Raw genomic sequence first — 25,876 nt, 5'->3', positions numbered from 1 at the left:
AATTGAGCACTATAGTATCAAGGGTATACAGTGGTCGAGCCAAGATTCATATAGGTTCTCTACGGATTTATATGGGTCGGCCAAAGATAATTTTCAGGTGATAAAACGCTTGTCTATTGTCGGCGGGAAGATCTTTTATGGTGGGGAAAAGCTTTATGGCAGTCGATTTTACTTGTTTATTATTGATTGTTATAGGGTTCCAACTTATTATAAAAGGTCGAGCTAAGATTATACTGGGTGTTGACTTTTTTTCATAGATATACAAGGAAACTTGCTTAGCTATGAATTGACTGGTCATATGCAGCCGTAAGGTTGTATAGGGTTGGATAGATATCTTGTATAGTCGAACGAACCATTTTTATAGGTTGTGACCTGCTTGATGATGGTCGCAAGATCATTTTTAGGTATTAAGCTATCTATAAAGGTGTAAGGTAGATCACTGTATGCTCTTTATAAGCCTCTGTCTGCGGACAGGGCTTATATTTTTTTGTCCGCGCCATCCGTACTGATTCAGAAACTAGAAATGATTTATCATGATAATTCGAAAAATTCGGCATCTCTGTCGCAGGAAGAGAGGGTTAACTTGCCGAACTATATCTATAAGAACCGTCTGGAAAAAGTGCGCTAATAATTTTGAAAAATAGAGTGAGCGCTCCCCCCACCGAAGCAAGATATGCGATTTACTCCCACTTATTGAAGTGGGAGTCTTACGATTGGATAAAAATGAACTAAAAACACTTAATATATGTTAAAGGTGGTTGAGATATCAATGAACCAAAACAGTAAACAGCCGAACCCGGACGTGATTATAATTGGTGCCGGCATTATCGGCTTAAGCATTGCTTATCATATTTTAAAGCTTGATCCGCAATGTTCAATTATTGTTTTAGAAAAAGAAAAATTACTGGGCTTGGGTTCAACCGGTACCTGTACCGGAGGCATTCGCTATCAATTCACGAGCCCGCTTCTCCGGCACCTGAGTCTCCAAAGCCGGGATTTTTTCCTCAATTTCGAAACGGTATTTGATGTCCCTTGTTGGTACCGGGAACGAGGATACTTAATGTTGGCTTCTCAGGAATCGATTTGGAGTGATCTGAAAAATACTGCAGAACAAGCTAAAATAGAGGGAATTCCAGTTAACTTGTTTTCTCAAGCAGACTTGGAGGAAAATTTCCCATATTTGCAGCAAGGCCGCTATCTGGGGGGGACACTTGGCAAGTGGGACGCCTATGCAGACCCCTATGCCGTCTTGGCTGCTCTCTATGCTTGGGTGCGCCGACGAGGAGTTACCGTCAGTTTTGAACAGGAAGTTACCAAAATTATTACTCAAGGTGATTCAATTCAAGGTGTTAAAACCACAAAAGGCACGATTTGCAGTCCTAAGGTTGTGAATGCCTCCGGTCCTTTTGCAGCTGGGCTGGCCGCGACTGCCGGAATAAAGCTGCCCGTTCAGCCCTTTCGTCGCCAAGTATACGTTTGTACTAATCCTAAGGACGTGCCGCCAGCGGCTCCATTGATTGTTGATTTGGCCTCCGGCTTTTATCTCCATCAGGAAGCCAGCGGGAAGACAATATTACTAGGGGGAACCGATAACGATACACGGCCAGGCATGAAAGAGACTATCGACAAATCCTTGGCAGAAGACTTTTTTTTGGCGGCAATGGAGGCCATTCCTTCTGCCCTGAATATTAAATGGCTGCGGACCTATACAGGAATTCGCGAACAAACTGGCGATTTCCATCCGATTCTCGGCGAAGTCCCTGAGCTTAGAGGCTTTTTCGCAGCCAGTGGCTTAAGTGGCCATGGATTTATGCATGCCCCAGCGATTGGGCGTATTTTAGCAGATCTAATTCTTAAAGGGAGTTCTGCAGAAGTTGATAGTGCCCTACTCTTTTCCAAGCGATTTTCCAGAGGCAGCTTGTCGGAAGCTCTTGTTTTTTAATCAATTCGGATGATTTTTCATATAACTCTGGAGCCAAAGACTATGGAATTCTTCATCGAGGCGATATTCCATGAGATTTCGGCGCAGAATTGCATACTTCTTATCAATACATTCATGAATAAACGCCTGATATGTTTCTACGGCTTTATTCTCTAAAGCTACTCCAAACTTGCAGGTGTTATGTGAACCTGATGCACGAACTACGTCTCCCAGAAGAGTGCCTGCAAGTTTAAACACTGGCCCCTTGATCACGGGTAATTCCACATTTGCCTTATCAAGCTCCTCGGCAAAAAATGCGACATGACCGCTTTCGATTTGGGCCATCTTTTCAAAGGCATAGCAATAGTATTCATCGGTTGAGGCATTAATTTGTTCTTGATAATAGGCAACTTGAAACGTTTCCAGGGTATAAAATTCCTTAAACCGAGTCAGTAATTTTGGGTCCATAATATCTCCTATGTTTTCTTAGTTTACTTCCGGAATTACGATCTGCCATCTTTGCAAAGGCAATTTATCAATTGTTAATAAGAATTCATCAATTGGCGACTTTTTATGCGAATTTCATGAACTTAATTCTTCAAATTGAGTAGAAGAAATTGAGTTCACTGGATAGAATTAGGAATTTTACTTGAGAAGAGGAAAAATTGAGCTTGCCAAAAGAAGGGATTTAAAATAGTGAGCTAGAATTCATTAATAAGATATCCGTGTCGCTGATGCGGCATCATTGGCAAGGATGAAAACTGATCCTTCGGGTCAGATACTCTGGGTTATGGAGGAAGGATTAGAGATAGTTAGTTAGGGGGACAAGGTGAGACATTTTAATTATCTAGCACGCGAGAGTCTGGATATGACATTTTTTAAAGCGCCGGAGCCTTTCGATAAATACACCCCGCGTTCTGCCCTGGCATTTGCCCTTGGCGGGACGCTTTATATGCCTGGGACGCGAGAAACCATTGCTCAGGATATTATTATAAAAAAGAATCTTGGTTTGGCTTCAACCGTATTTTGTTTGGAAGATTCCATAGGAGACGCGGAAGTACCTTTTGCCGAAGAAAACCTGACTGCTCAAGTGCAGAGACTTGCTTTGGCGATCGAAGAAGGGGAGTTATCCAACGAAGATCTTCCTTTGATTTTTATTCGAGTTCGTGATCCTGATCAGATGCTTAGACTTTTTAATAGGCTGGAAGAGTTTTCGAAATTGATAACTGGTTTTGTTTTTTCGAAATTCTCTTCCGATAGCTTTCGTTACCTCGAAATCCTTCGAGACCTGAACCATCAATCTTCTGACCGGTTCTATGGGATGCCGATTATCGAAACTCCTCAAGTTATTTATCGCGAAACTCGGAGCCGCGAATTGTTAGAAATCAAAAGGCTTCTTGATTTGTATCAGGATTATATTTTAAATGTGCGGATAGGAGCAACAGACTTTTCCGGCCTTTTTGGGATTCGGCGGGGGCCTGATGTAACCATTTACGATATCACAGTCATTCGTGATTGTATTGCCGATATTCTCAATTTTTTCGGCCGTGCAGAGAGCGGTTATGTAGTTTCCGGGCCTGTGTGGGAATATTTTACGGGCGAAGGCCGAGTTTTAAAACCTCTGCTGCGTAAAAGCCCTTTTGAAGAGTTTCAAAAGACACATCAAGGCATTCCTGGCACTAAGGTTCGCGGTCAGCTCTTAAACAAGTATGTGGACGGCTTAATGCGTGAGGTTATTTTAGATAAGGAAAACGGAATTATCGGCAAAACAATTATTCATCCCAGTCATCTGATCCCTGTTCAATCACTATATGTGGTAGGTCATGAAGAGTATCTGGATGCCTTGGCTATTTTAGAACAGGCCTATGGTCAGCAAGGTGTCATCAAGAGCCACTATACCAATAAAATGAATGAACCCAAGCCGCATTATCAGTGGGCACAGAAAATTTTACTTCGAGCAAAAAATTATGGAGTATTTCATGAACAACAGAATTTTGTCGGCTTACTTACCCAAGATGTATCACTATAAGGCAGAAGAGCTTAGTTTAGAAATCTGTCTTCAAAGCAACCCATTTGATTTGGACCCAGATGCTTTGTTTGCCGTAGCGTTGAGAAAAAATAAGCGGCGAAGGTTTTTATTTGTCAGTAAGGTCCTCGGCAAACATATTCCTGTTAATCCCTTATTGCCGCTCCTGGCGGGCGCTGCTCTGGCTGTTCAATACGCTAAGGTGCTTTTAGGTATCGAGCACCCTTGCTACGCGGCGATAATTCAGGCCCTAAAGACTAAACAACAGATGCTTGAGGTTTTTGAACTATTAATCCAAAAACCTCTTATGGCCTCTCCTGAGAAAACCTTGTTTATCGGCTTTGCGGAAACGGCAACGGCTTTGGGACACTCTGTTTTCAGTCTCTTTGACAATGCTTGTTACCTTCATACGACACGGGAAGAAATTCCTTGCCTGAAATCTGAGCTCGATTTTCGTGAAGAGCATTCCCATGCAGTTAATCACCGCTGTTACTTCATGAACAGCACTGACCTAAAAACGGCCTCTAGAATCGTCTTTATTGATGACGAGCTGACGACAGGAAATACTGTCCTTAATATTATTCGGGCTATTCATCGTCAATACCCGAAGAAGAATTATGTAATTCTTTCTTTATTGGACTGGAGATCAGCGGAACATCGGGCAAGGTTTAAACAGGTGGAATTAGAACTGGGTACAAAAATCCAAGCCTTATCCCTAATGGGAGGGGAATTTAAGTATAGTGATTCGACAAAAGGACAAAGTGCTAATGTTAATCCTTCTTGGGAACCTCGTATTTTTGGACAGCTGTCACAAGAAGAGGGAAAACCATTGCCTGAACGTCACTTAATCTCACAATACTATCCGTTTGCTGAGTCGGAGCTTGCAGCTGTTTACTCTCAGGATTCCAGCGGCTGGCTGAATAAAACGCCTTATCTCAGACTGACGGGAAGGTTCGGCCTGTCGTGGAGTAACCATCAGAAGAGTATCTCCTTGGCGCGTAAAATCGGCGGAAAGCTAAAACTTTTGCGCCAAGGAACAAAGACACTTTGTTTGGGAACCGGAGAATTTATGTATTTTCCGATGTTGATCTCTACTTACATGGGAGAGGGCGTAAGCTTCCATTCTACGACGAGAAGCCCTATTTATTCTCAAGCCGGAACCGATTACGCAATTCAAAACGGATGCAGCTTCCCATGCCCTGAGGATCCGGGAATTATCAATTATATCTATAATTTGCCGGAAAATTATTATGATGAAGTCTATTTTTTTATGGAAAGGGAAGTTCGTCCTGAAAGGTTATACCCTCTCCAGCAAATAGCTCAAGCTAAGGGTATTTTCCGCGCTGTATTCGTTATTGGTAGTTCTTCGCCAGAAAGGAGATTTTTGAGTGCCTATAAGAATCCCCCGGCAGCCAATCCCTGATCCTTTGCCTATGGGAAGTTATAGTCCACAGGATGTCATTTTTCTCTTAAAAAACCTCAATGGTCTGATTCAGGAAACAGATTTAAAAACCCGGGAGCGTTTGATTCAATCTGGGGGACATTATTCGGAAATGCTGCCTATTGAATACCAACCCGGAGAAGACTATCTCCGGCTTTTCCATCAATCATTGCGCGAGAGCTCCTCTAAAGTTGCTGAAGCAGTGGGGATTGTTTCTGAACAAATTCTGCACAGAAATGGGCCTCAAACGGTCCTTGTGTCCTTAGCACGTGCCGGAACGCCGATTGGGGTGTTAATTAAACGTTATCTGCTTGAAAAACGCAATTTAACCCTTCCGCACTACAGTATTTCGATTATCCGCGGGAGGGGGATGGATGAGAATGCAATTGCCTATATACTCCAACAACACCCTAACTATAAACTTCAGTTTATCGACGGCTGGACTGGAAAAGGAGCCATAACCAAGACCCTCCAGGAAGCTTGTTTGAACTTTGAACAGAAGTATGGATACAAGCTCGATAGTGATTTAGCCGTTCTCACGGACCCAGGGCATTGCGTAAAAACTTTTGGGACTCGAGAAGATTTTCTCATTCCGAGTGCTTGCTTGAACGCTACGGTCTCAGGTCTGATCAGCAGAACAGTATTAAGAAAGGATTTAATAGGAGAACGGGATTTCCATGGAGCGAGATATTATCGAGAACTGGAGGCCGAAAATGTTTCGAGTCTTTTTGTCGATACCGTCTCAGAACAATTTAAACGACTCGACAGTGAAGACTTATGGAATCTGCGTCCGGAGAAACCTGAGGTAACCTGGAAAGGTCAGAAGGATTTAGAGTTGATTCAAAAAGCCTATGGAATCGGAGATATTAATCTGATTAAACCCGGCCTTGGGGAAACAACGCGAGTGCTTTTACGACGGCTGCCTGAAAGAATCTTGGTCAACAATCCCGATAATCCAAACTTGAAACATATTCAACTGCTGGCCAAGGATAGACAAGTTTCTGTTGAAGTATTTCCGGAATTGACCTATGCCTGCTGCGGCATCATTAAACAATTGCCATGACGAAATCTGTTTTATTTGCCAGCGATCTTGACCAAACTTTAATTTATTCTCGCCGTTCCATAATTCCTTCTCTCCAGGCCGATACTTTTTTATCCGTTGAACAGTTAGATAATCAAGATATTTCATATATGTCTCCAAGCGCTCTCAAGCTTTTAAAAGAAATATCCCGGCAGATTCTCTTCGTACCTGTTACCACGAGGACGAAGCTACAATATTCTCGGGTTAATTTCCAAGGTTATGGAATATATCCCCGATATGCAGTGACGAGTAATGGCGGAACCATAATAAAAGAAGGCTGTGAAGATAAAGGCTGGGAAATACAGGTACTAGCGGGATGGGATTATTGTGCCGAGGCTCGGGATTTGCTCAGAAGGTTCCGGGAAATATCTCATCCTTCCTGGGTACTCAAAGACTCAGACAAACTGGCTGATAATCTTTTCTATTATTGTATTGTTGATCGCAGCAAAATCCCTCTTCCTGAATTGGAGGAATTTGCCCTTTGGGCCGGCAAGATGCATTGGAATCTTTCGCTCCAAGGGAGAAAGCTTTATCTCATTCCGCGCCATGTCAGTAAAAAGTCTGCCATTCAATATCTTCAGGAAAAAGAAGGCCTAAGTACTCTTGTGGCAGCTGGAGATTCCCTCTTAGATCTTGAATTGCTGCAAAAAGCTGATGCAGCTTATGCACCGTCTCACGGTGAACTGTATTTGCAATCTCAAACTGGGGTGTTTGCAACAAAAAGAATTGACACAAAAGGAATCCAATTTACTACGACAAGCGGAATAAGTGCTGCGGAAGAAATTTTACAAAACGTTCAGAGAATACTCGCTTTGTAGGAAGTTGTATATTGTATCCATATAAAGTACAATGAAATGTGGAAAACATTGTAAGATATATTGGCTAAAATTGTATTCTTGTGTTAAAGTAATGGTTAAAATAACATAATGGAGGGAAAATGTGAAAGTTATGTGAACATCCCAAAATCTGTGTTTTGCTCTTCTTTCTTATGATACTATCAAGCTAGAAACCTAGGGCATAGAAAACGCTAATTGAATTAAAAAAACAAATTTTTAAACGATAATAAACTTGTGACAATAGGAGTGGTTCGAATTGGATTCGGTTTCAACGTTTTTTCAGGGGATATCGCAAAGTTATGCTCAATTTTTCTCACTCCACGCTTTGCTGGCGACTATCTCAGACCCTGTAAGCCTTGGGATTATCGGTTCCCTAATTATCTTGGAAGGGCTTTTATCGGCCGATAATGCTCTCGTCTTAGCTGTTATCGTGCGGGAATTACCCAAGCGACAGCAAAAGAAAGCTCTCTTCTATGGCATATGGGGTGCTTATCTCTTTCGCTTTTTAGCCATTGGTTTTGGAGTCTATCTGGTTCAGATCCGTTGGATTAAGATGATAGGAGCTCTATACTTGCTCTGGATGTCGGCGAAGTATTTCTTCTTTAACAGTGAGGAAGAAGACGCTCCTGTTGAAGGAAAGTCAAAAAGCTTTTGGGGTACTGTCCTTCAGGTAGAAATGATGGATATTGCTTTTAGCGTTGATAGTGTTTTAGCTGCTTTCGGGGTAAGCGGAAAAGTTTGGGTACTATTTCTCGGGGCAATTTTTGGGATTCTAATGATGCGGGGAGTTGCCCGAATCTTCCTCATTTTAATTGAGAAGTTCCCTGAACTTGAAACAACGGCCTATATTTTGATCTGTCTCATCGGTTTAAAAATGATGGCCTCTGTGTTCGGTTATATTGTCCCTGATTCGATATTTTTTGTGATTTTAGTTGTCGTATTTTTTAGCACATTTCTCTTACATTTCATCAAGTCGCTGGTTGGCAAAAATAATCCTAAAGACAATGATAAGGAAAGTAAAATATCCTAAATTTGGAATGGAGGATGAGTCATGGCTGTTATAAACTTACAAAAAGGACAAAAGATTGATCTGACAAAAGGAAATCCGGGATTGGCGAAAATCATGGTTGGTTTGGGATGGGATGAAGTCGCAAAGACAAAGTCGGGAGGCTTTTTAGGTAATCTCTTAGGAAGCAAGCCTGCGGAGATTGATTGCGACGCTTCGGCCCTGCTGCTGGATGCCAACGATAAGCTCACATCTAAAGACCGCTTGGTTTATTTTGGGAATCTTCAAAGTGTGGATAAAAGTGTTAAACATAGCGGAGATAATCTCACAGGTGGCGGAGAAGGGGATGATGAGCAAATCCATGTGGATTTATCCAGAGTGCCTGGCGAAGTTCACAAAATTGTTTTTGTTGTTAATATCTATGACTGTGTCAGACGGAGACAGGATTTTGGGCACATCGCCAATGCTTTCATTCGAGTGGTGAATTCCAGTAATGAACAAGAGCTTTGCCGTTTTAATTTAACAGAAGACTATTCTGGGAAAACTAGTTTAATCGTGGCTGAGGTTTATCGCCATTCAGGAGAATGGAAATTCGCAGCTATTGGCGAAGCGACGAGAGACGCATCTTTAAGCGAAATTATTCGCCGTTATCAATAAGTATAGTTGAAAGGGGATATTACTATGGCTATCAGTTTACAAAAGGGTCAGAAAGTGGATTTAACTAAAGGAAATCCTGGTTTAAAAAAGATTGTGGTTGGTCTTGGCTGGGACGTTAATAAGTATGATGGCGGCAGTGATTTCGATCTCGATGCTTCAGCTTTTATGTTAAATGCTGAGGGAAAAGTGGCCGAGGACAAAAATTTTATTTTCTTTAATAATACCTCAAGCCCTGAAGGTTCTGTAGTTCATACGGGAGATAACCGTTCCGGAGTTGGAGAGGGTGATGATGAGCAAATTAAAGTCGACCTCTCTGCAGTACCGAGTAGTGTGGCTAAGATCTCCTTTGGCATTACGATTCATGAAGCCACGGAACGCCGCCAGAACTTTGGACAAGTTTCCAATTCTTATGTCCGTGTTCTGAACGAGGAGACAGGCGAAGAGATCATCCGCTATGATCTTGGTGAAGATTTCTCAGTTGAGACAGCCATTGTAGTAGGAGAACTCTATCGTAACAGTGCAGAGTGGAAATTTAACGCAATCGGCAGTGGATATCAAAATGGACTCGCTGGATTATGCAAAGACTTTGGATTGGATGTTTGATTCACTAAAATAATGAGGTGTTTAGCATGATTAGTTTGCAAAAAGGACAAAAAATTGATTTAACAAAAGGAAATCCGGGGCTTTCGAAGATTATTGTGGGGCTGGGCTGGGATACCAATAAATATTCAGGCAGAGCAGATTTTGACCTTGATGCCTCGGCCTTTTTGCTTGACCAAAATGGTCGTGCCGGGGGAATTGAAGACTTTATATTTTACAATAATCTCGTAGGCGGAGACGGCTCTGTACAGCACACAGGAGATAACCTCACCGGAGAAGGTGAGGGTGATGATGAACAAATTAAAATTGATTTGGCAAGTGTGCCCAGTCATGTGGAGAAGATAGCCTTTACCGTAACGATTCACGAGGCGATTGCCCGCGGTCAGAACTTTGGTCAAGTTTCCAACGCCTATGTTCGTGTTATTAATGAGGTTAACGACCAGGAAATCATGAGATACGACTTAGGAGAGGATTTTTCCGTTGAGACTGCTCTAGTGGTCTGTGAACTCTACCGCCATCAGGGAGAATGGAAATTTAATGCGATCGGGAGCGGATTCTCCGGAGGACTTGCAGCCTTGTGCGCAAATTATGGCTTGCAAGCAGGCTGATGCCGTAGTGTGTTAACGATTGATAAATCCATACTAAAAGCCGAAGCGAGGTTAGGGAACTTTGCTTCGGCTTTTTTTAGGCTAAGGCCAAAAAGTCAACTGAAGGAGAGATATCAGGCAAAGTACCGAAAGAGTAAGGAAAGCTTTGTTCTATGATCTCTGTCTAAAAAAGGCTGATATTTCTTAGGGGTTATGATGAGAGCTGTGTCGCGGAATAGATAGACTTTAATTTCTCGGTTAAGAAATGAGGAGTCTTTGTTTTCAAAGATTGTTAGGAATCCTTCAGTGTATTTTTTAGTAAAGCCGAGTTTTGCCAATTTTGTTTCTAGGTTAGTTAGGTACTCTCGACGTTTTTCGAATTCAACGACGAAAGGTACTTCTCTTAAATTAAGCGTGAGAAAGAAACTGGCAGTTACGGCAAACGTAAATCCATAAATGAGTAGTTTCGTCTCTATCTGCAGAAGCAAGCGACAGAATGTAAGAATTATAAAAGGGGCTGCAAGGGCCAGAAAAGTTCTTATGTAGAATTGCAGGAAGCTTTTTATCCTCATACCCAATCCTCCTTAAAGAGATGTTAAGTAATTTAGGATATTCATCCTGCCTCTGAATTGCTACTAAAAACAAATATCAGTTAAACAAAGAGCTTTTTAACTGGCATGAGGCAAAATCAAACTTGATAAATTATTATCCATAGTTATCCTATATAGACAATTTGCCAATTCGTATAATTCGCTATATGTAATTGTAATTCAACATAAAAAAATGGCTTAGAACTTCTCAGCCCTCGGCCATTATTTTAGATTATAGTGCATATCAATAGTTGGGAAACAGTTGTACAGCTTAAGAAGAACCATTTTACTTGCCGAAGGAGCAGCGAGGGTAGGTGCAGGTCGGGCATTCTAGGCAAAGACCTCCATGACCAAGCTTGACAATATCCAGGCGGGTAAGACGTTCTCCAGTAAGGATACGGGGAGCAACTAAATCAAATACGGTAGTTTTAGAGTACATAACGCAGCCGGGTAAGCCCATAATAGGGACATCTTCTAAATAAGCGAGCAAGAACATGGCGCCGGGTAAAACAGGAGCGCCATAGGTGATCAGCTGAGCTCCCATTTCCTTGATGGCAGTGGGGGTGACATCGTCAGGATCAACAGACATTCCCCCACTAACCAGAATCATCTCTGCCCCATGCTTAAGTTGATCCCGGATTGCGCTTTGGATCATAGATACATCGTCGCTGGCAAATGTTTGTTCAAGGGCGATTGATCCCCAGTTTTCGATTTTTCTTCTCAGCACGGGACCAAATTTGTCTTTTATCCGTCCATGGAAGACTTCACTTCCTGTTGTGACAATTCCAACCTTGAAGGTCTTCAAAGGGCGAACTTCAAGAATCGGATTAGGAAAAGTTTGGGCAATTCGTTCTGCTTCAAGGATCACCTTTTCGTCGATCATCAGTGGAACAACACGAGTTCCAGCGATTTTATCTCCTTTTTTTACCGGCTGATAATTATGGATAGTGGCCAAGACTACGTCTTCAAGGGTATTTAAAGCTAAGATACCGTCTTCGGAAGCGTAAAGAAGTCCGTCGCAGGCAGCTGTAAGGTTGATCTTTCCTTCTTTGGGTTCATCGAGATTTAGGCCCGGGCCTCTAACCGATCGGGCAAGGCGCTCAGCCGCTTCGTTTTCATGGATGAGCCCTGGTGTTTGATCCCAGACATAGATATGTTCTTTCCCCATTCCGAGAAGAACGGGGATATCTTCTTCGCGGATGATATGTCCTTTGCGAAAACGCGGACCCTTGACAACTCCGGGAATGATTTCCGTCATGTCGTGAATTAAGACTGCACCGACAGCATCCTGAACTTTGATTTTTTCCATAGGATAGCCTCCAATACATTACATTAGTCTCCATCCTGCATGGTATCCTATTCTTGTGAAGAGGTCAAGAAGTGAGAGTCTCACGATGGGATGAATGAGTCAGTGTATAGTAAAGGATTTATTGATATAATAATAAAATGCTCTTAAACGAATAACAAGTTGATCAGGGAGGCGAGCTAATGGAGCAAGAGGTTTTCCAGGGATTAAAGAGGGTATTGGAACAAAATATTGAGGCGGCATTGGTTACAATTTGCAGTGTTTTAGGCTCAACTCCGCGCAAGCCTGGAGTGAAAATGTTGGTTTATGCTGATGGAACAACGGTGGGAACTATTGGCGGCGGATGCGGGGAGGCTGAAGCTCGGCGGGAAGCCCTTAATGTTTTGACATCTCGTTCAACGAAATTACATACTTTGAATATGACCGCAGATATTGCCCAAGAAGAGGGGATGGTCTGCGGAGGCGTGATGGGACTCTTAATTGAATATTTGGGTTCCCAGTGTCCCAATGAACAAATTCAGTTTTACCAGGACTATCTTAATGCTTTAGAAAAGCAAAATTTCCCGCTCTTAATGACGGTTCTGGAAGCCCCCGTGAAACAGTTGATCGGGAAAAAGTTGTTTCTAAGTAATACCGGAGAGGTTGTTGGTGATCTTGGCCAGGAAAATCTTAATCAAGCAGGGTTAGCTTATGCTCAAAGCACAATCAAATATTCCAAAGCGGTTCTTATGAATTTAGATTCTGAGTTGACTGTTATCGATGGTACAAGGTCAAAGGCCGCTTATCGCTTGTTGCTTGAACCACCGTCTTCTTCGGTAGAATTGTTGATTTTAGGGGCTGGGCATATTGCGTTACCTCTGGCAGCCATGGCCAAAATCCTCGGTTATGAGATAACTGTTGTTGATGATCGGCCAAGTTTTGCTAATTCGGTGCGGTTTAATATGGCAGACCGTATTGTTTGTGACGATTTTGCAGCAGTACTGGATTCCCTGACGATTACACCGGAAACCTATGTTGTTATCGTTACTCGAGGTCATCGTTATGATAAGGTATGTTTAAAAAAGGTGATTACGCAACAGGCTGCTTACGTCGGTATGATCGGCAGCCGCAGGAGAGTTAAGGCTTTGAAAGCTGAATTAGAAGAGGAAGGCATACCTAAGGCGTTTCTGCAAAAACTCTATTCCCCCATTGGCCTGAATATTGGGGCTGAAACTCCTGAAGAGATTGCAGTCTGCATTCTCGCAGAATTAATAAAAGTTCAAAAAGGGGTTTAACAATGTCTGAAAAGTTTTTGTCGAAACAGTGGTGTGGACGATGTGCGCAGATTAATTGCCTTACATATGATAAGTAATGAATATTAGAGTAATTCGAAGGAAAATAGACATTAACTAACTTTATCCCGAGAAAATTATAGACTATTCAAGGATATCACGAATATGTATAAATTTTTATTGACAACACCAAACTTTGTGCTAAAATTTAACCTGATGGAAATTTGGGAGGACCCATTTTAAGAATGTGGTTTGCTCAGATTCCTTCATGTTTTTAGTAGAAAAGGGGGCAAAGATCACAATTGGCAAATTCTCTTGGACGTCATGTGTTGGCTGAGATTTATGGGTGTAGTTTCGACATTTTAAACGATAGGGAAAAAGTCGAAGCATTAATGGTCGACGCAGCCCTGGAGGCAGGTGCTGAGGTGCGTGAGGTAGCGTTTCATAAGTTTAGTCCTCAAGGAGTAAGTGGGGTAGTTGTTATATCAGAATCTCACTTAGCCATCCACACTTGGCCGGAACTTGGATATGCGGCAGTTGACGTCTTTACTTGCGGGGACCGTGTCAATCCCTGGGATGCATGTAATTATCTGACGGATCATTTCAAAGCGGGTCATATGACAGCAACAGAAATTAAGCGAGGAATTGTAGAGGATCCTAAGAAAGCGGTAAATATTTAGGAGGGATATTTATTTTACTCCGGACTAAAACGAGTGCGGATAAAGAAATTCTGACTTATATCAAGCAAAAGTTTGACTTTCTGAAGGGTACTAGATAGACCTTGTAACTGAAGAAGTTGCAAGGTCTATTATATTTCGAGTGGCGTTTTACATACAATAAGAATAATAATGTCATATTATCTGTAAGAATAAATAACTGGGCAGGACTTTTACTAAATATCTAGAATAAGTAATAGGTTAATGTCTGAATGGAGAACAAGGAGCGATAACATGATGCCGCTAGAATTCAGTTTCGTGGAGAAACTGAACTTGGTACAGGCGCGATTGCGCCAAGAAATTAATTTTAAACCTGCAAGTTTTGAAGAATTGGTTCATTTAGATATGAATGAATTGGATAAAACTGTTTGCCCGGCTATCGTCTTAGCAGTCAGCCGATCCTGCGGAGATCAAGGTGAAAAATCAGATGCCTTAGCAGAGATCATCCAGTTTATTTATATGGCGAATCAAGTTCACAAGTTGATGAAAGATGATAGTGATCTTGCTGAAGAACTTCGTCAGTTTCCGGTCTTGGTTGGGGATTTATTATATGGGGAGTTTTTTTTGCATCTTTGTCAAGAAAAGCTGCTGCAATTTCTTGCTCCCTTGGCTCAAGTGATTGGAACTATGAGTGAAGGCGGGATTTCTCGCTGGCTTTCGCGTGACAAGAAGCTATCAAAAGACGAATGGCTGAAAATTATTGAAAAGGAATGTGCGTCCCTGACAGCAAGCGCAGCCCGCTTAAGTGCTGAATTAGCCGCAGTTTCTCTTCCGCTGCAACAGCAGATTGAAGCTTTTGGTTTACAGCTGGGTATGGCTTGGGGAGCTTCAAAGCAGCACCTTGAAGAGCCTGTTATTCAGTCAATTCTTCAGAAGGCCAATGATATCCTTACGGAAATTTCTACGGGAACACAACTTCAATTGCAGCCTCTTCGTGAGCTTTATAATTTCATGGTTAAACAGTTATCGGCAAGAAGACCTCTCCCAGAGCTTTAAGGTTTAATTGCAGGGATGGAGTAGACAATGCATAAATTAAAAGTTTTTTTGGAAATGATTAAGTTTGAGCATACATTATTTGCCTTACCTTTTGCCTATTTAGGTGCTTTTTTAGCCTCTGGAGGAATTCCCTCAGGTCTTAAATTGCTTTGGATCACGTTAGCTATGGTCGGGGCGAGGACAGCGGCAATGTCTCTTAATCGCCTGATCGATCGTCACATCGATGCGCGAAATCCCAGAACTGCTCAACGTGCGATCCCTGCCGGACAGCTTAATGTTGCGGAAGTGTATAGCTATACTGTGCTATCTTTTTTATTGCTGGGATACTCTGCCTATAAACTCAATTTGCTGGCCTTGTGGTTAATGCCCATCGCTGTCTTTTTTTTAGTCCTGTATTCCTATACCAAGCGATTTACTTGGGCCTGTCATTTTGTCCTCGGGATTTCTCTGGGATTAGCTCCTGCGGGAGCCTGGATCGGGGTGACGGGACATTGGGCTTTGACGCCAATTCTTTTAGGATTGGGAGTCGTCACTTGGGTAGCGGGCTTTGACATTGTCTACGCATGTCAGGATGTAGACTTTGACCGCAAGGAAGGGCTGAATTCAATACCAGCGATTTTTGGGGTTCAGAGAGGGTTGGAAATTTCAGCATTCTTACATGTTCTGGCTCCTTTGCTCTTTATAGCGGTGGGAGTTGTGATGTCCATGAGTTGGCTTTATTATTTAGGTGTAGGGATTGCGGTGTTTCTGCTCTTTCGCCAGCATCGAATTGTCTCGGCCAGCGATCTCTCTAAGGTCGGAGTAGCTTTTTTTAATTTGAATGGTTATTTGAGCGTAATGCTCTTTGTGTTTTCAGTTCTGGATTTAATTATTCTGCATTAAGAAACGGAGGGGAAGGAACTGACCTCATTATTTAAGCAAAGCGAATTATATGATCTAATCCAAAAAGTTGAAGAAGGTAAGCGCCTGGATTTTGAAGACGGCGTCCGCCTAATGAAAAGCCGGGACATTTTGGCTCTCGGATATATGGCTAACCTGATACGTGAGCAAAAAAATGGCAACAAAACGTATTTTATCGTCAACCGGCATATTAATCACACGAATGTCTGTACGAATCTTTGCCATTTTTGTGCTTATGGAGTTAAAAAGGAAGATCCTCAGGCCTTTACGTTATCTCTTGAAGATATCGAAAAAGCAGCTTTAGAAGCAACTCAAGAAGGGGTTTCGGAAATTCACATCCTCGGGGGCTTAAACCCGGATCTCCCCTTTGAGTATTATTTGGAGATGCTGCAGAGGGTAAAGAGGATTTTGCCTCAGGCCTGTATCCAAGCATTTACCGCCGTAGAGGTGGATTATTTCACCCAAATCACTGGATTTTCAGTCAAGGAAGTTCTGCGGAAGCTGATGGCAGCGGGCCTTGATTCACTGCCGGGAGGGGGAGCAGAAGTCTTTGCACCGCGGGTCCGTGCTAAAATATGTGAGAAAAAAGTTTCCGGGCAGCGCTGGCTGGAAATTCAAGAAACAGCTCATAGTTTAGGGATGCGCACAAACGCCACCATGCTTTACGGTCACGTTGAGACTGCCGAGGAACGAATTGATCATCTTCTTCAGCTTCGGGATTTACAGGATCGTACACATGGCTTTCTAACCTTTATTCCAATGCCCTTTTATCCGAAAAACACAAAATTAGAAGGGCAATTGGGAGTCGAAAGCACTACCGGCTTTGAAGACCTTAAAATGTTAGCCGTATCTAGGATTCTCTTGGACAATTTTGATCATATTAAGTCATTTTGGATTATGCTGGGACCTAAGTTGGCCCAAGTTTCCCTGGCCTTTGGGGTCGATGATCTTGACGGAACAGTTGTTGAAGAGCGAATCATTCATTCAGCTGGAGCGCAGACAAGTCAAGTTATGAGCAAACGCGCTCTCATTACTATGATTCAAAAGGCCGGAAGAGATGCTGTGGAAAGGGATACTCTTTATCGTGTCTTGAAGACCAACTAGGATAGAGAGGGTGAGCAGGCATGAATTTAGAGACTTTAAAGATTATTGAGAAACGTATAGCCGGAGAACGTTTATCCCTTTCTGATGGTGTTCGCTTGTTACAAGACGCCGATCTTCTATCCTTGGGGCAGGGAGCCGATCTCATCCGTCATCAAATGCATCCGGATAAAGCTGTTACCTTTGTTATCGACCGAAATATTAATTACACTAATATCTGTTCCTGCCAATGCAAGTTTTGCGCTTTTTATTGTAAACCGGGTGATCCTAAAGGATTTATTTTGTCAAGAGAAGATTTACATGCTAAGATAAAAGAAACAGTAGCGGTGGGCGGAACGCAGCTTCTTATTCAGGGTGGATTGCATCCTGATTTAGGACTGGAGTACTTTGAAGAGATGCTGCGTGATATTAAAGCCCATTTTAATATTCATATTCATTCTTTCAGTCCGCCGGAGATCTGGGATTTGGCGGAAAAGTCAAAGTTAAGTCTAGAGGAGGTCATTGGCCGCCTTAAAGCTGCCGGACTGGATTCCATTCCTGGAGGGGGAGCAGAAATCCTCGACGATCGCGTCAGGCAAATCATTAGTCCGAACAAAATAAAATGGCAGCAGTGGATGGATGTGATGACCACGGCTCACCGGCTGGGTATGAAATCCACGGTAACCATGATGTTCGGCCATGTTGAGACCTATGAGGAACGTATCTTGCATATGCTCCACACGCGAGAGGCTCAGGACCTCACGGGAGGGTTTACCGCCTTTATCCCCTGGAGTTTCGCGCCCTCGAATACGGAATTGGGCGGAGAAGGCAGTACCGGCGTAGAGTATTTGCGAACTCTTGCGGTGGCGCGCTTAATGTTGGATAATGTTCCTAATCTTCAAGCCTCCTGGGTTACCCAAGGGGCCAAGATGGCCCAAGTAGCCTTGCGCTTTGGAGCCAATGATTTTGGCAGCACTATGCTCGAAGAGAATGTTGTGCGCGCGGCCGGAGTGCAAACTCGTGTTCCTTTACGAGAAATTATTCGCTGCATTGAAGATGCGGGATACCAGGCAATTCAACGCAATACTCATTATGAGCGGTTAAAGGTCTACGGGAAGGAAGTGTAGTCTGATGCGCAGGCGATCACGTGGAGATGGCAATATGCCGCTCTTGGAACATGTTCTCGCTCTTCGTAAAGTACTTGTTATTGCCGCATATGCTATAGCTATAGGAACTGTTTTGGGATGGTTTTTCAGTGATCAGACCTTTGCCTATTTGGCTCACCCCGTCACCCGACTGAAAAATATCACCTTTATTACCACAACGCCGATGGAACCCATGTTAGTTAAGCTGAAAGTTTCTCTTTTGGTAGGGGTTACCTTAGCTCTTCCCGTTATTTTATGGCAGGTTTGGGCGTTTATACTGCCGGCCTTAAAGCAAAACGAAAGAAAATATCTCTATATGGTTGTTCCCAGTTCTCTCCTTCTCTTTATTTGTGGTGCGGCCCTCTGCTTCTTTGTTGTTTTGCCGGTGGGGATTAAGTTTCTGCTTTATGCCGGCGGCGGTGCGGTGCAATCAACACCTTTTGTGACGAAAACTTCCTACTTAGGTTTCCTTATAACCTTTCTGGGAACCTTCGGACTTGTCTTTCAGCTCCCGATCGTTCTCTTAATCTTAATCCGCATAGGCTTGTTATCACCTAGAACCTTAGCAAAGAAAAGACGCTGGGCCCTTTTGATCATTATTATTTTGGCAGCAATCGTTTCCCCGACACCGGATTTATTTACACAGTTTTTGATGGCGGCTCCTATGTATTTGCTCTTTGAAATCAGTATTTGGCTGGGATACATTGTTGCCCGGAAGAGAGCAAAAGCCCTCGCAGCCAGTGAAAATTAAAGAAAAGAAATTATGACTTCAATGATGATAGTTGAGATTTAATAATCTTGAGAGAACAGGCAAAGCCATTAAAGGAAAGTTAGGTTATGGGATAAAGGGGGCAGAAAAATGGGCTTTACAGAAATCCTCCTAATTATGGGTATTGCATTGATTTTGTTTGGGCCAGAGGACCTACCGGAAATTGCCCGAACAATCGGCAAAATAGTCTATGAGGTTCGCAAAGCGACTCAAGATGTTACCAAGGAAATTCAGAATACAATGGATACCCCCAGTAATACTTTGAATAAAGCGTTGAATTTCTCAGACTATAAACCTGGGGACAAACCACCTCAGGCACAACGTGAAAAGGAAAAAGAAAAGCCTGAAACTGATGAAGAATTGTTGACGTTTGAGGATGAAAATCCAGCAGATCCGCTAGCGGAACTGCCATCAGATATGGTATCTTATGAAGAAAAGGGTGCGAGCAGGTGAATCGGTTTTGAAACAACTCTGGCTCTTTAATCAGATAAATTCAGATCTTCAGCGGGTTGAAAAGGAACTTACCAAATTTGTGGAGACGGACTATCCGATTCTTCAGGATTCCGGTATTCATTTGTTAACTGCCGGAGGCAAACGATTACGTCCGGCTTTTACTCTCTTAGCCGGAAAATTTTATGCTTATTCTTTGGATAAGCTTATCCCTGTGGCCATGGCTTTAGAGCTTATTCATATGGCTACCTTAGTCCATGACGATGTTGTGGATGCTTCCCTGACGAGAAGGAGCAGGCCAACGGTTAAAGCCAATTGGGGAAATATAGTTTCTGTGGAAACAGGGGACTATTTGCTGGCCAAAGCTTTAATTCTTATCTCGCAAATAAATCATCCTGAGGTTTCCCGCATTTTGGCCGAGGTAAGTGTGGAAATGTGTCAAGGTGAGATCCAACAGATTAAAGCTTCCTTTGATGTGGAGCAGAACTTAAAGCAGTACTATTTCCGGATCAAACGGAAAACAGCCTTGTTGATTTCCGCTTGCTGCAAGTTGGGGGCTCTTGTTTCTGAGGCTCCAAGACACCAGGTCTGGGCTTTAGGAGCTTACGGACATTCTCTGGGTATGGCCTTTCAAATTGTTGATGATGTGTTGGATATTACGGCTAAACCGTCAGAGTTTGGGAAACCGATTGGCGGAGATCTTCGCCAGGGAATAATGACCTTGCCCATGATTCTGGCCCTGCAATCATTTCCCAGCGGTTCGCCTCTTCATGAGTTGTTGAGGAAGGCTGATAAAACTGACGCTGAAGTCGCGGAAACAATTGAATTGATTAAAGGGACAGGCGCAATTGATCAGTCCATGAGGATTGTCGATGCCTATATTAACAAAGCCAAAAAACATCTTCAAGATCTTCCGAAGGTTTCATCTCGCAAGGCTTTAGAAGATTTAGCCGATTTCATTGCGATTCGTAAATTTTAAATGCTTTAGCAAATTAGCCTTCCGCATGGTTACTGCGGAAGGCTTTAAATTACATATGACATAATATATAAGTCATATGATGAGGCTGCCTTCTCTCAAGCCCTCTGGCGGTTGCGCTTGCTTGAATTCCGGTTTTGGAAATGATAAACTAGTACAAATGAGGGTTACATTGGATCTATGGCCTCGTAGTGGAGAGCTAATAAGTCGGGTTTATAAAGCCTTTCATTTAAGTAAGGTTCGATAGACCCGGCTTTTGTGTGATACTTTAGCTGAATAAGTTCACTGGCGGCAGCAGAGGCTTGATAAGGAGGAAATCAAATGGAGGAACATCAAGAGGGTGCCGTGGACAAAATATGGCGCATCTTCAGTTCCATGAAATTAGGGCTGGTTTTGTTGGGAGTCATTGCTTTTTTTGCAGGTCTAGGAACCTTATTTCCTCAAGCAGATGTTGATCCCGATAAGGCCCAAACGGTGGGGAAGATATGGCAGGATTTAGGATTTACCCATCTTTATAGTACATATTGGTTTCGTCTGATATTAGGCTTCCTGTGTATTAATCTGATCGTTTGCAGTATTCAAAGGTTTCAAGGAATTTATAATCGTACCTTCAAACTTCAGCCCCCTAAAAACAGTACGAACATACCGAAGAAGATTCAAGAGACTTGGAAAGGGGATAGTGAATCCCTTCGAAATTCCGTGCAAAAGGTTTTACGGAGCAGAGGATTTAAAGTTATCTTTGAGGAAAACGATAAGCAATGGAGTTATATCGCTATAAAGCGGCGCTGGGGAAATTGGGGGTCTTTTATTACTCACTTGTCTTTTGTCGTTTTGGTGGTTGGAGCCTTTATTGGCTCTTCAATGGGCTTTAAAGGATTCTTAATGGCTGGGGTTGGGACAACCGTTCCTATTCATTCGATACAAGTATCCCATGGAACAGTTAAAGAAAACTTTGATGTTCTGATTAATTCAGCAGAAGATCGCTTCTTAGCTAATGGTCAGAGGGATAATTGGTACACAGATCTGAGTATTTTGGAAAATGGCAAGGTCATGGCCCGCCATACTATATCCGTGAATCATCCTTTTACCTACCAAGGAGTAACCTTCTATCAATCTAGTTTTATAAATGGCGTTCATTTAACAGCAGACATCAAAGGACAAAAGGTACCTGTTATCTTGGAAGACCGAGGCGGTAATTATTTCCAAGCCCCGGGGACAGATCTCTATCTTGTTGCATCGGCTATAACCAGCGATCCTCAAAAACCTTCCATGCTTTTCGAAGTGTTTAAAGGCATGTCGGAAAATGCGGTACAATCCGGACAACTTGATTTTGGACAAACTATTGATATTCAAGGTGCCTATAAGCTCACCCTCGATGGAAACTCCGGCTTTACCGGCTTACAAGTAAAACAGGATCCTGGGGTTATGGTCATTTGGTTAGGATGTGCTTTATTGCTCCTGGGCTTAATATTGTCCTTTTATTGGCGCTCAATCCTTGTAACGGGGATTTTTCAGGCAGAACAGGGTAATCAAGGCGAGATAACGATGGGCGTTTCAACGGGAAAGGTCGTCGGAGGCGTTAAAGAGGTATTTGATCGCTTGGTTCGAGAAATTCGAGCAAAATAGTGGCTATTTTTGTCCGTGAAAGGGAGGATTGAATCGTGAATCTGGGATTACAAAATCTCGAATCGTCTGCTTTTGATGTTATGGTCATGGCTTATATTCTTTGTATGATATTATATTGGGTTTGGATTGGCTTGAAAAAAGACCTGATTGGTACTTCGGCAACCTCCGTTGCCTGCCTTGGTTTAATTGCTAATACTGCAGCGATTATTATTCGCATGGTGATTTCAGGACATCCGCCGCTGTCCAACGGCTATGAATTCCTGATGACGTTTGTTTGGGGAATCATGGCAGTTTATTTGTATATTGAGTTCCGCTATAAGTTAAGGTCTTTGGGCGCTTTTGTAATGCCCATTCCTGTTATGCTCCTGATGTTTATTATCATGAGCATGGGCCCTGAAGAACGGGTAGCCCAGGCAATTCCTCCTGCTTTAAAGAGCCAATGGCTCACCTTCCATGTTGTGACAGCTATGTTGGCCTATGGAGCTTTTGCTATTTCCTTTGGCTTAGGGGTTATGTACCTTCTTAAGCTGAAAGAAGAAGGCAAGGGATGGGAAGCAAAACCTCAGGGAATCATAGCACGTTTTCCGGATTTAGAGACTCTGGATGAATTGTCCTATAAAGTTGTTGGGTTTGCTTTTCCGCTTTTGTCCTTGTGCATTATTACAGGAGCAATTTGGGCAAATTATGCGTGGGGCACCTATTGGTCCTGGGACCCCAAAGAAACTTGGTCCCTGATTACTTGGATTATTTATGCAGCTTATTTACATGCCCGCTTGATGTATGGCTGGAAAGGCAAGCGTGCGGCTTGGATGGCGGTGTTGGGTTTTGCAGCCGTACTCTTTACTTTTTTTGGCGTTAACTACTTCTTACCTGGATTACACTCTTATGCCCAATAGGAAAAGTATTTAGTCACTATGAGAAATCTTAAGGTTGGGCAGGGGAAATGTCTAAATAGGGCGAATTATATCTAGAGAAAGTTGGAGAAGGTGACAGTGTTTTATGCCGCAGTATTATCCGATTTTTATGGATTTGAAAGATCAGTCTATCTTGGTCGTCGGAGGAGGCAACGTTGCTCTGCGGAAGGTTCAAACCCTCTTGAGCCATGGTGCTGTTGTTCGTATTGTTTCCCCGAAAGTTTTGCCGGAATTGAGAACCTTAGTTGATGACAGAACATGTTATTGGCTGGAAAAAGAGTATTCCCCAGAAGATATTGGAGAAGCTTGCCTTGTTTTTTCTTGTACAGAGAATGAAGTGGTTAATCAACAAGTGTCACTTGATGCCAAAACTCATTATCGTCCGGTAAACGTTGTGGATGATCCTGAAAAATGCAGCTTTATTGTTCCTTCCATCATGGAACGGGGCGATTTAAATATTGCCGTTTCGACAGGAGGAAGCAGTCCCATTGTAGCTCGGCAAATTCGTCAAGAATTAGAAGCGCTTTATGGCTCGGAGATGAAGGAGTATCTGTCCTTATTGAAAGTCTGGCGTACCAAAGTAAAAACAAGCTTACCTCCCGAAAAACGGAGCGTTTTTTGGGATCGTATAACGGACGGCGAAGTTAGAAAACTTATTCAAGAGGATCGTCTATCCGAAGCGGAAGGAGTGATTAAACAGTGTTTCCTGTCGCTGTTGGATTAAACCATCAAAGTACACCTGTGGAAATCAGAGAAAAAATGAGTTTTCACCCCTCCCAAATTCAGGAGGCCTTAAAAACGCTCAAGAGTTATCCGGGGCTTGAGGGAGTATTAATCCTCAGTACCTGTAATCGTACAGAGGTATATGCCGCAACAACAGATGTTGAGGTCGGTATCGCCTCGATTAAAAAATTTTTGTCGGTTCATCACGGTATTGATGAGAAACTTTTAAGCCAATACCTCTATGTTCATACCCTTTATGATGCTATCCGCCATCTTTTTCGGGTGACAGCAGGCTTAGACTCGATGGTTCGAGGAGAAACTCAGATCATTGGACAGGTTGCCAATGCCTATCAGCAAGCTAATGACGCAGAGGTTACGAACAAGGCCATTAATGTCTTCTTTCAAACAGCCCTTTCCGTGGGCAAACGAATTCGTACGGAGACTCAAATTGATCAACATCCCGTGTCCATCAGCTATACGGCGGTTGAGCTTGCCAAGCAGCAGTATGGAGAGCTGCAAGGCAAAGGAATTTTAATTCTGGGTGCCGGTGAAATGAGCACCTTGACCATTAGAAATTTAGTAGCGGCCGGAGCATCGACAGTCATGGTTTCCAATCGATCTTATGAGAAAGCACTCTCCTTAGCTAAGGAATTTGCGGGACAAGCTGTACGCTTTGATGACATGGATAAATATCTGGAGACAGTGGATATAGTAATTTCGGCCACAGCAGCGACTCATTTTGTGATTCAGCCTGAGCGGATGGAGACGATCATGAAAAAACGTGATGGCCGTCCTTTATTGCTCATTGATATAGCTGTTCCGCGTGATATCCATCCTGCGGTCAGAGAGCTTGAGAATATTACCTTGTTCGATATCGATGATTTACGGGGAGTGATCGACCATCATCATCAGGAACGCGAACTAGCCGCTCTTAAAGCCGAAAAGATTATTGATGAGGAAATGAATCGTTTCGTGAAATGGCACAATTCATTGTTTGTTGTTCCAACCATAGTTGCTTTACAGCAAAAAGGTCAACAAATAAAAGATGTCCAACTCGAACGTTCCTTAGATCGGTTAGGCGGATTAACGCCGAAACAAGAGAAGATTGTCAGGTCAATGGCTAACTCCATTGTCAATCAGCTCTTACATTTACCAATTACCAATCTTAAAGAGTATGCATCCACATCTCAGGGACATCTGTATACAGAAATTTTGCAAAATCTTTTTGACCTAGATGTTGAGGAGGAAACGAAACGGCAAATGACCATCGTGAATCAGCATCTTGGGCCTGTGCGTCATGGGAGGGCAGAATGAAGAACATTCGAATCGGAACTCGGGACAGTCAATTAGCCATGTGGCAAGCGGAGTGGGTGAAGAACCAACTCGAGCTGCTCTATCCTCACCTTAGTTTTGAGCTTGTGCCGATGAAGACTAAAGGTGATAAAATATTAGATGTACCCCTGGCAAAAATCGGAGATAAAGGGTTATTCACGAAAGAATTGGAACACGGATTATTAAGTAATCAATTAGATATGGCCATTCACAGCCTTAAGGATTTACCGACGATTTTGCCGCAAGGCTTAGATATTTGCGCTTTTTGCGAACGAGAAGAACCAAGGGATGTTTTTTTAAGCAAGAGTGGAACACTTCTGGAAGAACTGCCTGAAGGAGCTTTGGTGGGAACTAGCAGTCTGCGCCGGAAGTCTCAGCTTAAACATTACCGACCTGATCTGCGCTTTACAGATTTGCGGGGGAACCTGCAAACACGCTGGCGCAAACTGCAGGAGTCGGAAATGGATGGGATAGTACTGGCTGCGGCAGGGGTAAAACGATTAGGATGGGAAGAGCGGATCACCCAAATTTTATCTGAAGATATAATGCTATCGGCAGTGGGTCAAGGATCCATAGCTGTTGAAATTGCTGAAGACAGAAACGATATTCGTGACTTGTTAGCTCAGCTTAATCACCCTGAGACCGAAAAAGCCGTTTGCGCGGAACGAGCGTTAATGCGCAGGCTTGAAGGCGGCTGTCAAGTTCCCATTGGTGCTTTGGGACAGAATAAGAGTGGAGAGATTCACCTAAAAGCAATGGTTGCTAGTCTCGATGGCAATCGTTTGCTCAAAGCACAGGGAAAAGGGACTGATCCTGAGAAGGTTGGAGTCGAAGTTGCAGGTCAATTGCTTAGCTTAGGAGCCGCAGAAATTTTAGCGGAAATTCGTTAAGAACGAAAGCATTTTCAGCATAGATAGGAGTGTTCTG

At 43.0% G+C, this 25,876-nt stretch carries 26 protein-coding genes; 23 read left to right on the top strand and 3 right to left on the bottom strand.

All coding sequences use genetic code 11. The features are described from left to right. Positions 1-769 precede the first annotated feature (769 nt). Positions 770-1,942: an FAD-binding oxidoreductase gene (locus tag B5771_RS22180; protein WP_088189471.1), complete on the top strand. Its 1,173-nt coding sequence runs from the start codon at positions 770-772 to the stop codon at positions 1,940-1,942. On the opposite strand, the gene B5771_RS22175 is transcribed toward B5771_RS22180, so the two are convergent. Next, a complete protein-coding gene (locus B5771_RS22175) occupies positions 1,943-2,389 on the bottom strand; it encodes a demethoxyubiquinone hydroxylase family protein (protein ID WP_047809354.1) in 447 nt (148 codons plus the stop codon). It lies immediately after the preceding gene. 361 nt (positions 2,390-2,750) lie between these two features. On the opposite strand from B5771_RS22175, the gene B5771_RS22170 reads away from it, so the two are divergent. From B5771_RS22170 to B5771_RS22135, 8 genes are all read left to right on the top strand, one after another. Further along, positions 2,751-3,950 carry an HpcH/HpaI aldolase/citrate lyase family protein gene (locus B5771_RS22170; protein WP_088189470.1) on the top strand — a complete coding sequence of 400 codons (1,200 nt, stop codon included), beginning with the start codon at positions 2,751-2,753 and terminating at the stop codon, positions 3,948-3,950. Continuing rightward, positions 3,901-5,370 carry a phosphoribosyltransferase family protein gene (locus B5771_RS22165; RefSeq protein WP_088189469.1) on the top strand — a complete coding sequence of 490 codons (1,470 nt, stop codon included), beginning with the start codon at positions 3,901-3,903 and terminating at the stop codon, positions 5,368-5,370. The genes B5771_RS22170 and B5771_RS22165 overlap by 50 nt, the downstream gene beginning before the upstream one ends. Further along, entirely contained in the window at positions 5,336-6,451 is a 1,116-nt protein-coding gene (locus tag B5771_RS22160; protein WP_242966937.1) for a cysteine protease StiP family protein, read from the top strand. Before B5771_RS22165 ends, B5771_RS22160 begins: the two co-directional genes overlap by 35 nt. Further along, positions 6,448-7,287: an HAD family hydrolase gene (locus B5771_RS22155; RefSeq protein WP_088189468.1), complete on the top strand. Its 840-nt coding sequence runs from the start codon at positions 6,448-6,450 to the stop codon at positions 7,285-7,287. The genes B5771_RS22160 and B5771_RS22155 overlap by 4 nt, the downstream gene beginning before the upstream one ends. A 274-nt stretch (positions 7,288-7,561) precedes the next feature. Further along, complete coding sequence (locus tag B5771_RS22150; RefSeq protein ID WP_088189467.1) at positions 7,562-8,335, top strand: TerC family protein; 774 nt, start codon at positions 7,562-7,564, stop codon at positions 8,333-8,335. 21 nt (positions 8,336-8,356) lie between these two features. Then, positions 8,357-8,968 carry a TerD family protein gene (locus B5771_RS22145; RefSeq protein WP_047809359.1) on the top strand — a complete coding sequence of 204 codons (612 nt, stop codon included), beginning with the start codon at positions 8,357-8,359 and terminating at the stop codon, positions 8,966-8,968. A 24-nt stretch (positions 8,969-8,992) separates the two neighbouring features. Then, entirely contained in the window at positions 8,993-9,571 is a 579-nt protein-coding gene (locus B5771_RS22140; protein ID WP_088189466.1) for a TerD family protein, read from the top strand. A 26-nt stretch (positions 9,572-9,597) separates the two neighbouring features. After that, entirely contained in the window at positions 9,598-10,176 is a 579-nt protein-coding gene (locus B5771_RS22135; protein WP_047809361.1) for a TerD family protein, read from the top strand. A gap of 113 nt (positions 10,177-10,289) precedes the next feature. Here B5771_RS22135 and B5771_RS22130 read toward each other — a convergent pair whose 3' ends face one another. After that, on the bottom strand, positions 10,290-10,727 hold the full coding sequence (locus tag B5771_RS22130) for a hypothetical protein (protein WP_088189465.1): 438 nt from the start codon (positions 10,725-10,727) through the stop codon (positions 10,290-10,292). A 304-nt stretch (positions 10,728-11,031) separates the two neighbouring features. After that, the gene (locus B5771_RS22125; protein ID WP_088189464.1) at positions 11,032-12,054 is read right to left on the bottom strand and encodes a molybdopterin-binding protein; all 1,023 of its coding nucleotides are present in this window, start codon (positions 12,052-12,054) and stop codon (positions 11,032-11,034) included. 179 nt (positions 12,055-12,233) lie between these two features. Between B5771_RS22125 and B5771_RS22120 the strand changes: the two genes are divergently transcribed. The 14 genes from B5771_RS22120 to hemC all read left to right on the top strand — a co-directional run bounded on the left by B5771_RS22120 (position 12,234) and on the right by hemC (position 25,839). Then, positions 12,234-13,325 (top strand): XdhC/CoxI family protein, encoded by a 1,092-nt coding sequence (locus B5771_RS22120; protein ID WP_088189463.1) that lies wholly within the window; start codon positions 12,234-12,236, stop codon positions 13,323-13,325. 299 nt (positions 13,326-13,624) lie between these two features. Further along, positions 13,625-14,002, top strand: coding sequence for an adenosylmethionine decarboxylase (speD, locus tag B5771_RS22115; protein WP_047809365.1), 378 nt, complete (start codon positions 13,625-13,627; stop codon positions 14,000-14,002). 270 nt (positions 14,003-14,272) lie between these two features. After that, positions 14,273-15,034, top strand: a complete 762-nt coding sequence (locus tag B5771_RS22110; protein ID WP_088189462.1) for a polyprenyl synthetase family protein — start codon at positions 14,273-14,275, stop codon at positions 15,032-15,034. 27 nt (positions 15,035-15,061) lie between these two features. Then, positions 15,062-15,916: a UbiA-like polyprenyltransferase gene (locus B5771_RS22105; protein ID WP_088189461.1), complete on the top strand. Its 855-nt coding sequence runs from the start codon at positions 15,062-15,064 to the stop codon at positions 15,914-15,916. 18 nt (positions 15,917-15,934) lie between these two features. Further along, positions 15,935-17,038, top strand: coding sequence for an aminofutalosine synthase MqnE (gene mqnE / locus B5771_RS22100; protein WP_088189460.1), 1,104 nt, complete (start codon positions 15,935-15,937; stop codon positions 17,036-17,038). A 20-nt stretch (positions 17,039-17,058) separates the two neighbouring features. Beyond that, positions 17,059-18,141: a cyclic dehypoxanthinyl futalosine synthase gene (mqnC, locus tag B5771_RS22095; protein WP_088189459.1), complete on the top strand. Its 1,083-nt coding sequence runs from the start codon at positions 17,059-17,061 to the stop codon at positions 18,139-18,141. Between the two features lie 4 nt (positions 18,142-18,145). Then, a complete protein-coding gene (gene tatC, locus B5771_RS22090; RefSeq protein WP_088189458.1) occupies positions 18,146-18,910 on the top strand; it encodes a twin-arginine translocase subunit TatC in 765 nt (254 codons plus the stop codon). A gap of 108 nt (positions 18,911-19,018) precedes the next feature. Next, positions 19,019-19,381, top strand: coding sequence for a twin-arginine translocase TatA/TatE family subunit (locus B5771_RS22085; RefSeq protein WP_088189457.1), 363 nt, complete (start codon positions 19,019-19,021; stop codon positions 19,379-19,381). Between the two features lie 7 nt (positions 19,382-19,388). Continuing rightward, positions 19,389-20,357, top strand: a complete 969-nt coding sequence (locus B5771_RS22080; RefSeq protein ID WP_088189456.1) for a polyprenyl synthetase family protein — start codon at positions 19,389-19,391, stop codon at positions 20,355-20,357. Between the two features lie 318 nt (positions 20,358-20,675). Then, on the top strand, positions 20,676-21,980 hold the full coding sequence (locus tag B5771_RS22075; RefSeq protein WP_088189455.1) for a cytochrome c biogenesis protein ResB: 1,305 nt from the start codon (positions 20,676-20,678) through the stop codon (positions 21,978-21,980). 35 nt (positions 21,981-22,015) lie between these two features. Then, positions 22,016-22,876, top strand: coding sequence for a c-type cytochrome biogenesis protein CcsB (gene ccsB / locus B5771_RS22070; RefSeq protein ID WP_088189454.1), 861 nt, complete (start codon positions 22,016-22,018; stop codon positions 22,874-22,876). Positions 22,877-22,979: 103 nt separating this feature from the next. Further along, on the top strand, positions 22,980-23,618 hold the full coding sequence (locus B5771_RS22065; RefSeq protein WP_088189453.1) for a bifunctional precorrin-2 dehydrogenase/sirohydrochlorin ferrochelatase: 639 nt from the start codon (positions 22,980-22,982) through the stop codon (positions 23,616-23,618). Continuing rightward, positions 23,594-24,931, top strand: a complete 1,338-nt coding sequence (gene hemA, locus B5771_RS22060) for a glutamyl-tRNA reductase (RefSeq protein ID WP_088189452.1) — start codon at positions 23,594-23,596, stop codon at positions 24,929-24,931. Before B5771_RS22065 ends, hemA begins: the two co-directional genes overlap by 25 nt. Continuing rightward, a complete protein-coding gene (gene hemC / locus B5771_RS22055; protein WP_088189451.1) occupies positions 24,928-25,839 on the top strand; it encodes a hydroxymethylbilane synthase in 912 nt (303 codons plus the stop codon). Before hemA ends, hemC begins: the two co-directional genes overlap by 4 nt. Positions 25,840-25,876 lie beyond the last annotated feature (37 nt).

The sequence above is a fragment of the Desulfosporosinus sp. FKA genome, assembly GCF_002196785.1.
Taxonomy (GTDB): domain Bacteria; phylum Bacillota; class Desulfitobacteriia; order Desulfitobacteriales; family Desulfitobacteriaceae; genus Desulfosporosinus; species Desulfosporosinus acididurans.
Note: the sequence above shows the minus strand (reverse complement) of the source record. Positions and strands in the feature narration are given on the sequence as shown.

Coding starts and splice junctions, on each gene's coding strand:
- B5771_RS22180 (WP_088189471.1), top strand. CDS start 770: ATGAACCAAAACAGTAAACAGCCGAACCCGGACGTGATTATAATTGGT.
- B5771_RS22175 (WP_047809354.1), bottom strand. CDS start 2,389: ATGGACCCAAAATTACTGACTCGGTTTAAGGAATTTTATACCCTGGAA.
- B5771_RS22165 (WP_088189469.1), top strand. CDS start 3,901: ATGAACAACAGAATTTTGTCGGCTTACTTACCCAAGATGTATCACTAT.
- B5771_RS22155 (WP_088189468.1), top strand. CDS start 6,448: ATGACGAAATCTGTTTTATTTGCCAGCGATCTTGACCAAACTTTAATT.
- B5771_RS22145 (WP_047809359.1), top strand. CDS start 8,357: ATGGCTGTTATAAACTTACAAAAAGGACAAAAGATTGATCTGACAAAA.
- B5771_RS22140 (WP_088189466.1), top strand. CDS start 8,993: ATGGCTATCAGTTTACAAAAGGGTCAGAAAGTGGATTTAACTAAAGGA.
- B5771_RS22135 (WP_047809361.1), top strand. CDS start 9,598: ATGATTAGTTTGCAAAAAGGACAAAAAATTGATTTAACAAAAGGAAAT.
- B5771_RS22130 (WP_088189465.1), bottom strand. CDS start 10,727: ATGAGGATAAAAAGCTTCCTGCAATTCTACATAAGAACTTTTCTGGCC.
- B5771_RS22125 (WP_088189464.1), bottom strand. CDS start 12,054: ATGGAAAAAATCAAAGTTCAGGATGCTGTCGGTGCAGTCTTAATTCAC.
- B5771_RS22120 (WP_088189463.1), top strand. CDS start 12,234: ATGGAGCAAGAGGTTTTCCAGGGATTAAAGAGGGTATTGGAACAAAAT.
- B5771_RS22110 (WP_088189462.1), top strand. CDS start 14,273: ATGATGCCGCTAGAATTCAGTTTCGTGGAGAAACTGAACTTGGTACAG.
- B5771_RS22105 (WP_088189461.1), top strand. CDS start 15,062: ATGCATAAATTAAAAGTTTTTTTGGAAATGATTAAGTTTGAGCATACA.
- mqnC (WP_088189459.1), top strand. CDS start 17,059: ATGAATTTAGAGACTTTAAAGATTATTGAGAAACGTATAGCCGGAGAA.
- tatC (WP_088189458.1), top strand. CDS start 18,146: ATGCGCAGGCGATCACGTGGAGATGGCAATATGCCGCTCTTGGAACAT.
- B5771_RS22085 (WP_088189457.1), top strand. CDS start 19,019: ATGGGCTTTACAGAAATCCTCCTAATTATGGGTATTGCATTGATTTTG.
- B5771_RS22075 (WP_088189455.1), top strand. CDS start 20,676: ATGGAGGAACATCAAGAGGGTGCCGTGGACAAAATATGGCGCATCTTC.
- B5771_RS22065 (WP_088189453.1), top strand. CDS start 22,980: ATGCCGCAGTATTATCCGATTTTTATGGATTTGAAAGATCAGTCTATC.
- hemC (WP_088189451.1), top strand. CDS start 24,928: ATGAAGAACATTCGAATCGGAACTCGGGACAGTCAATTAGCCATGTGG.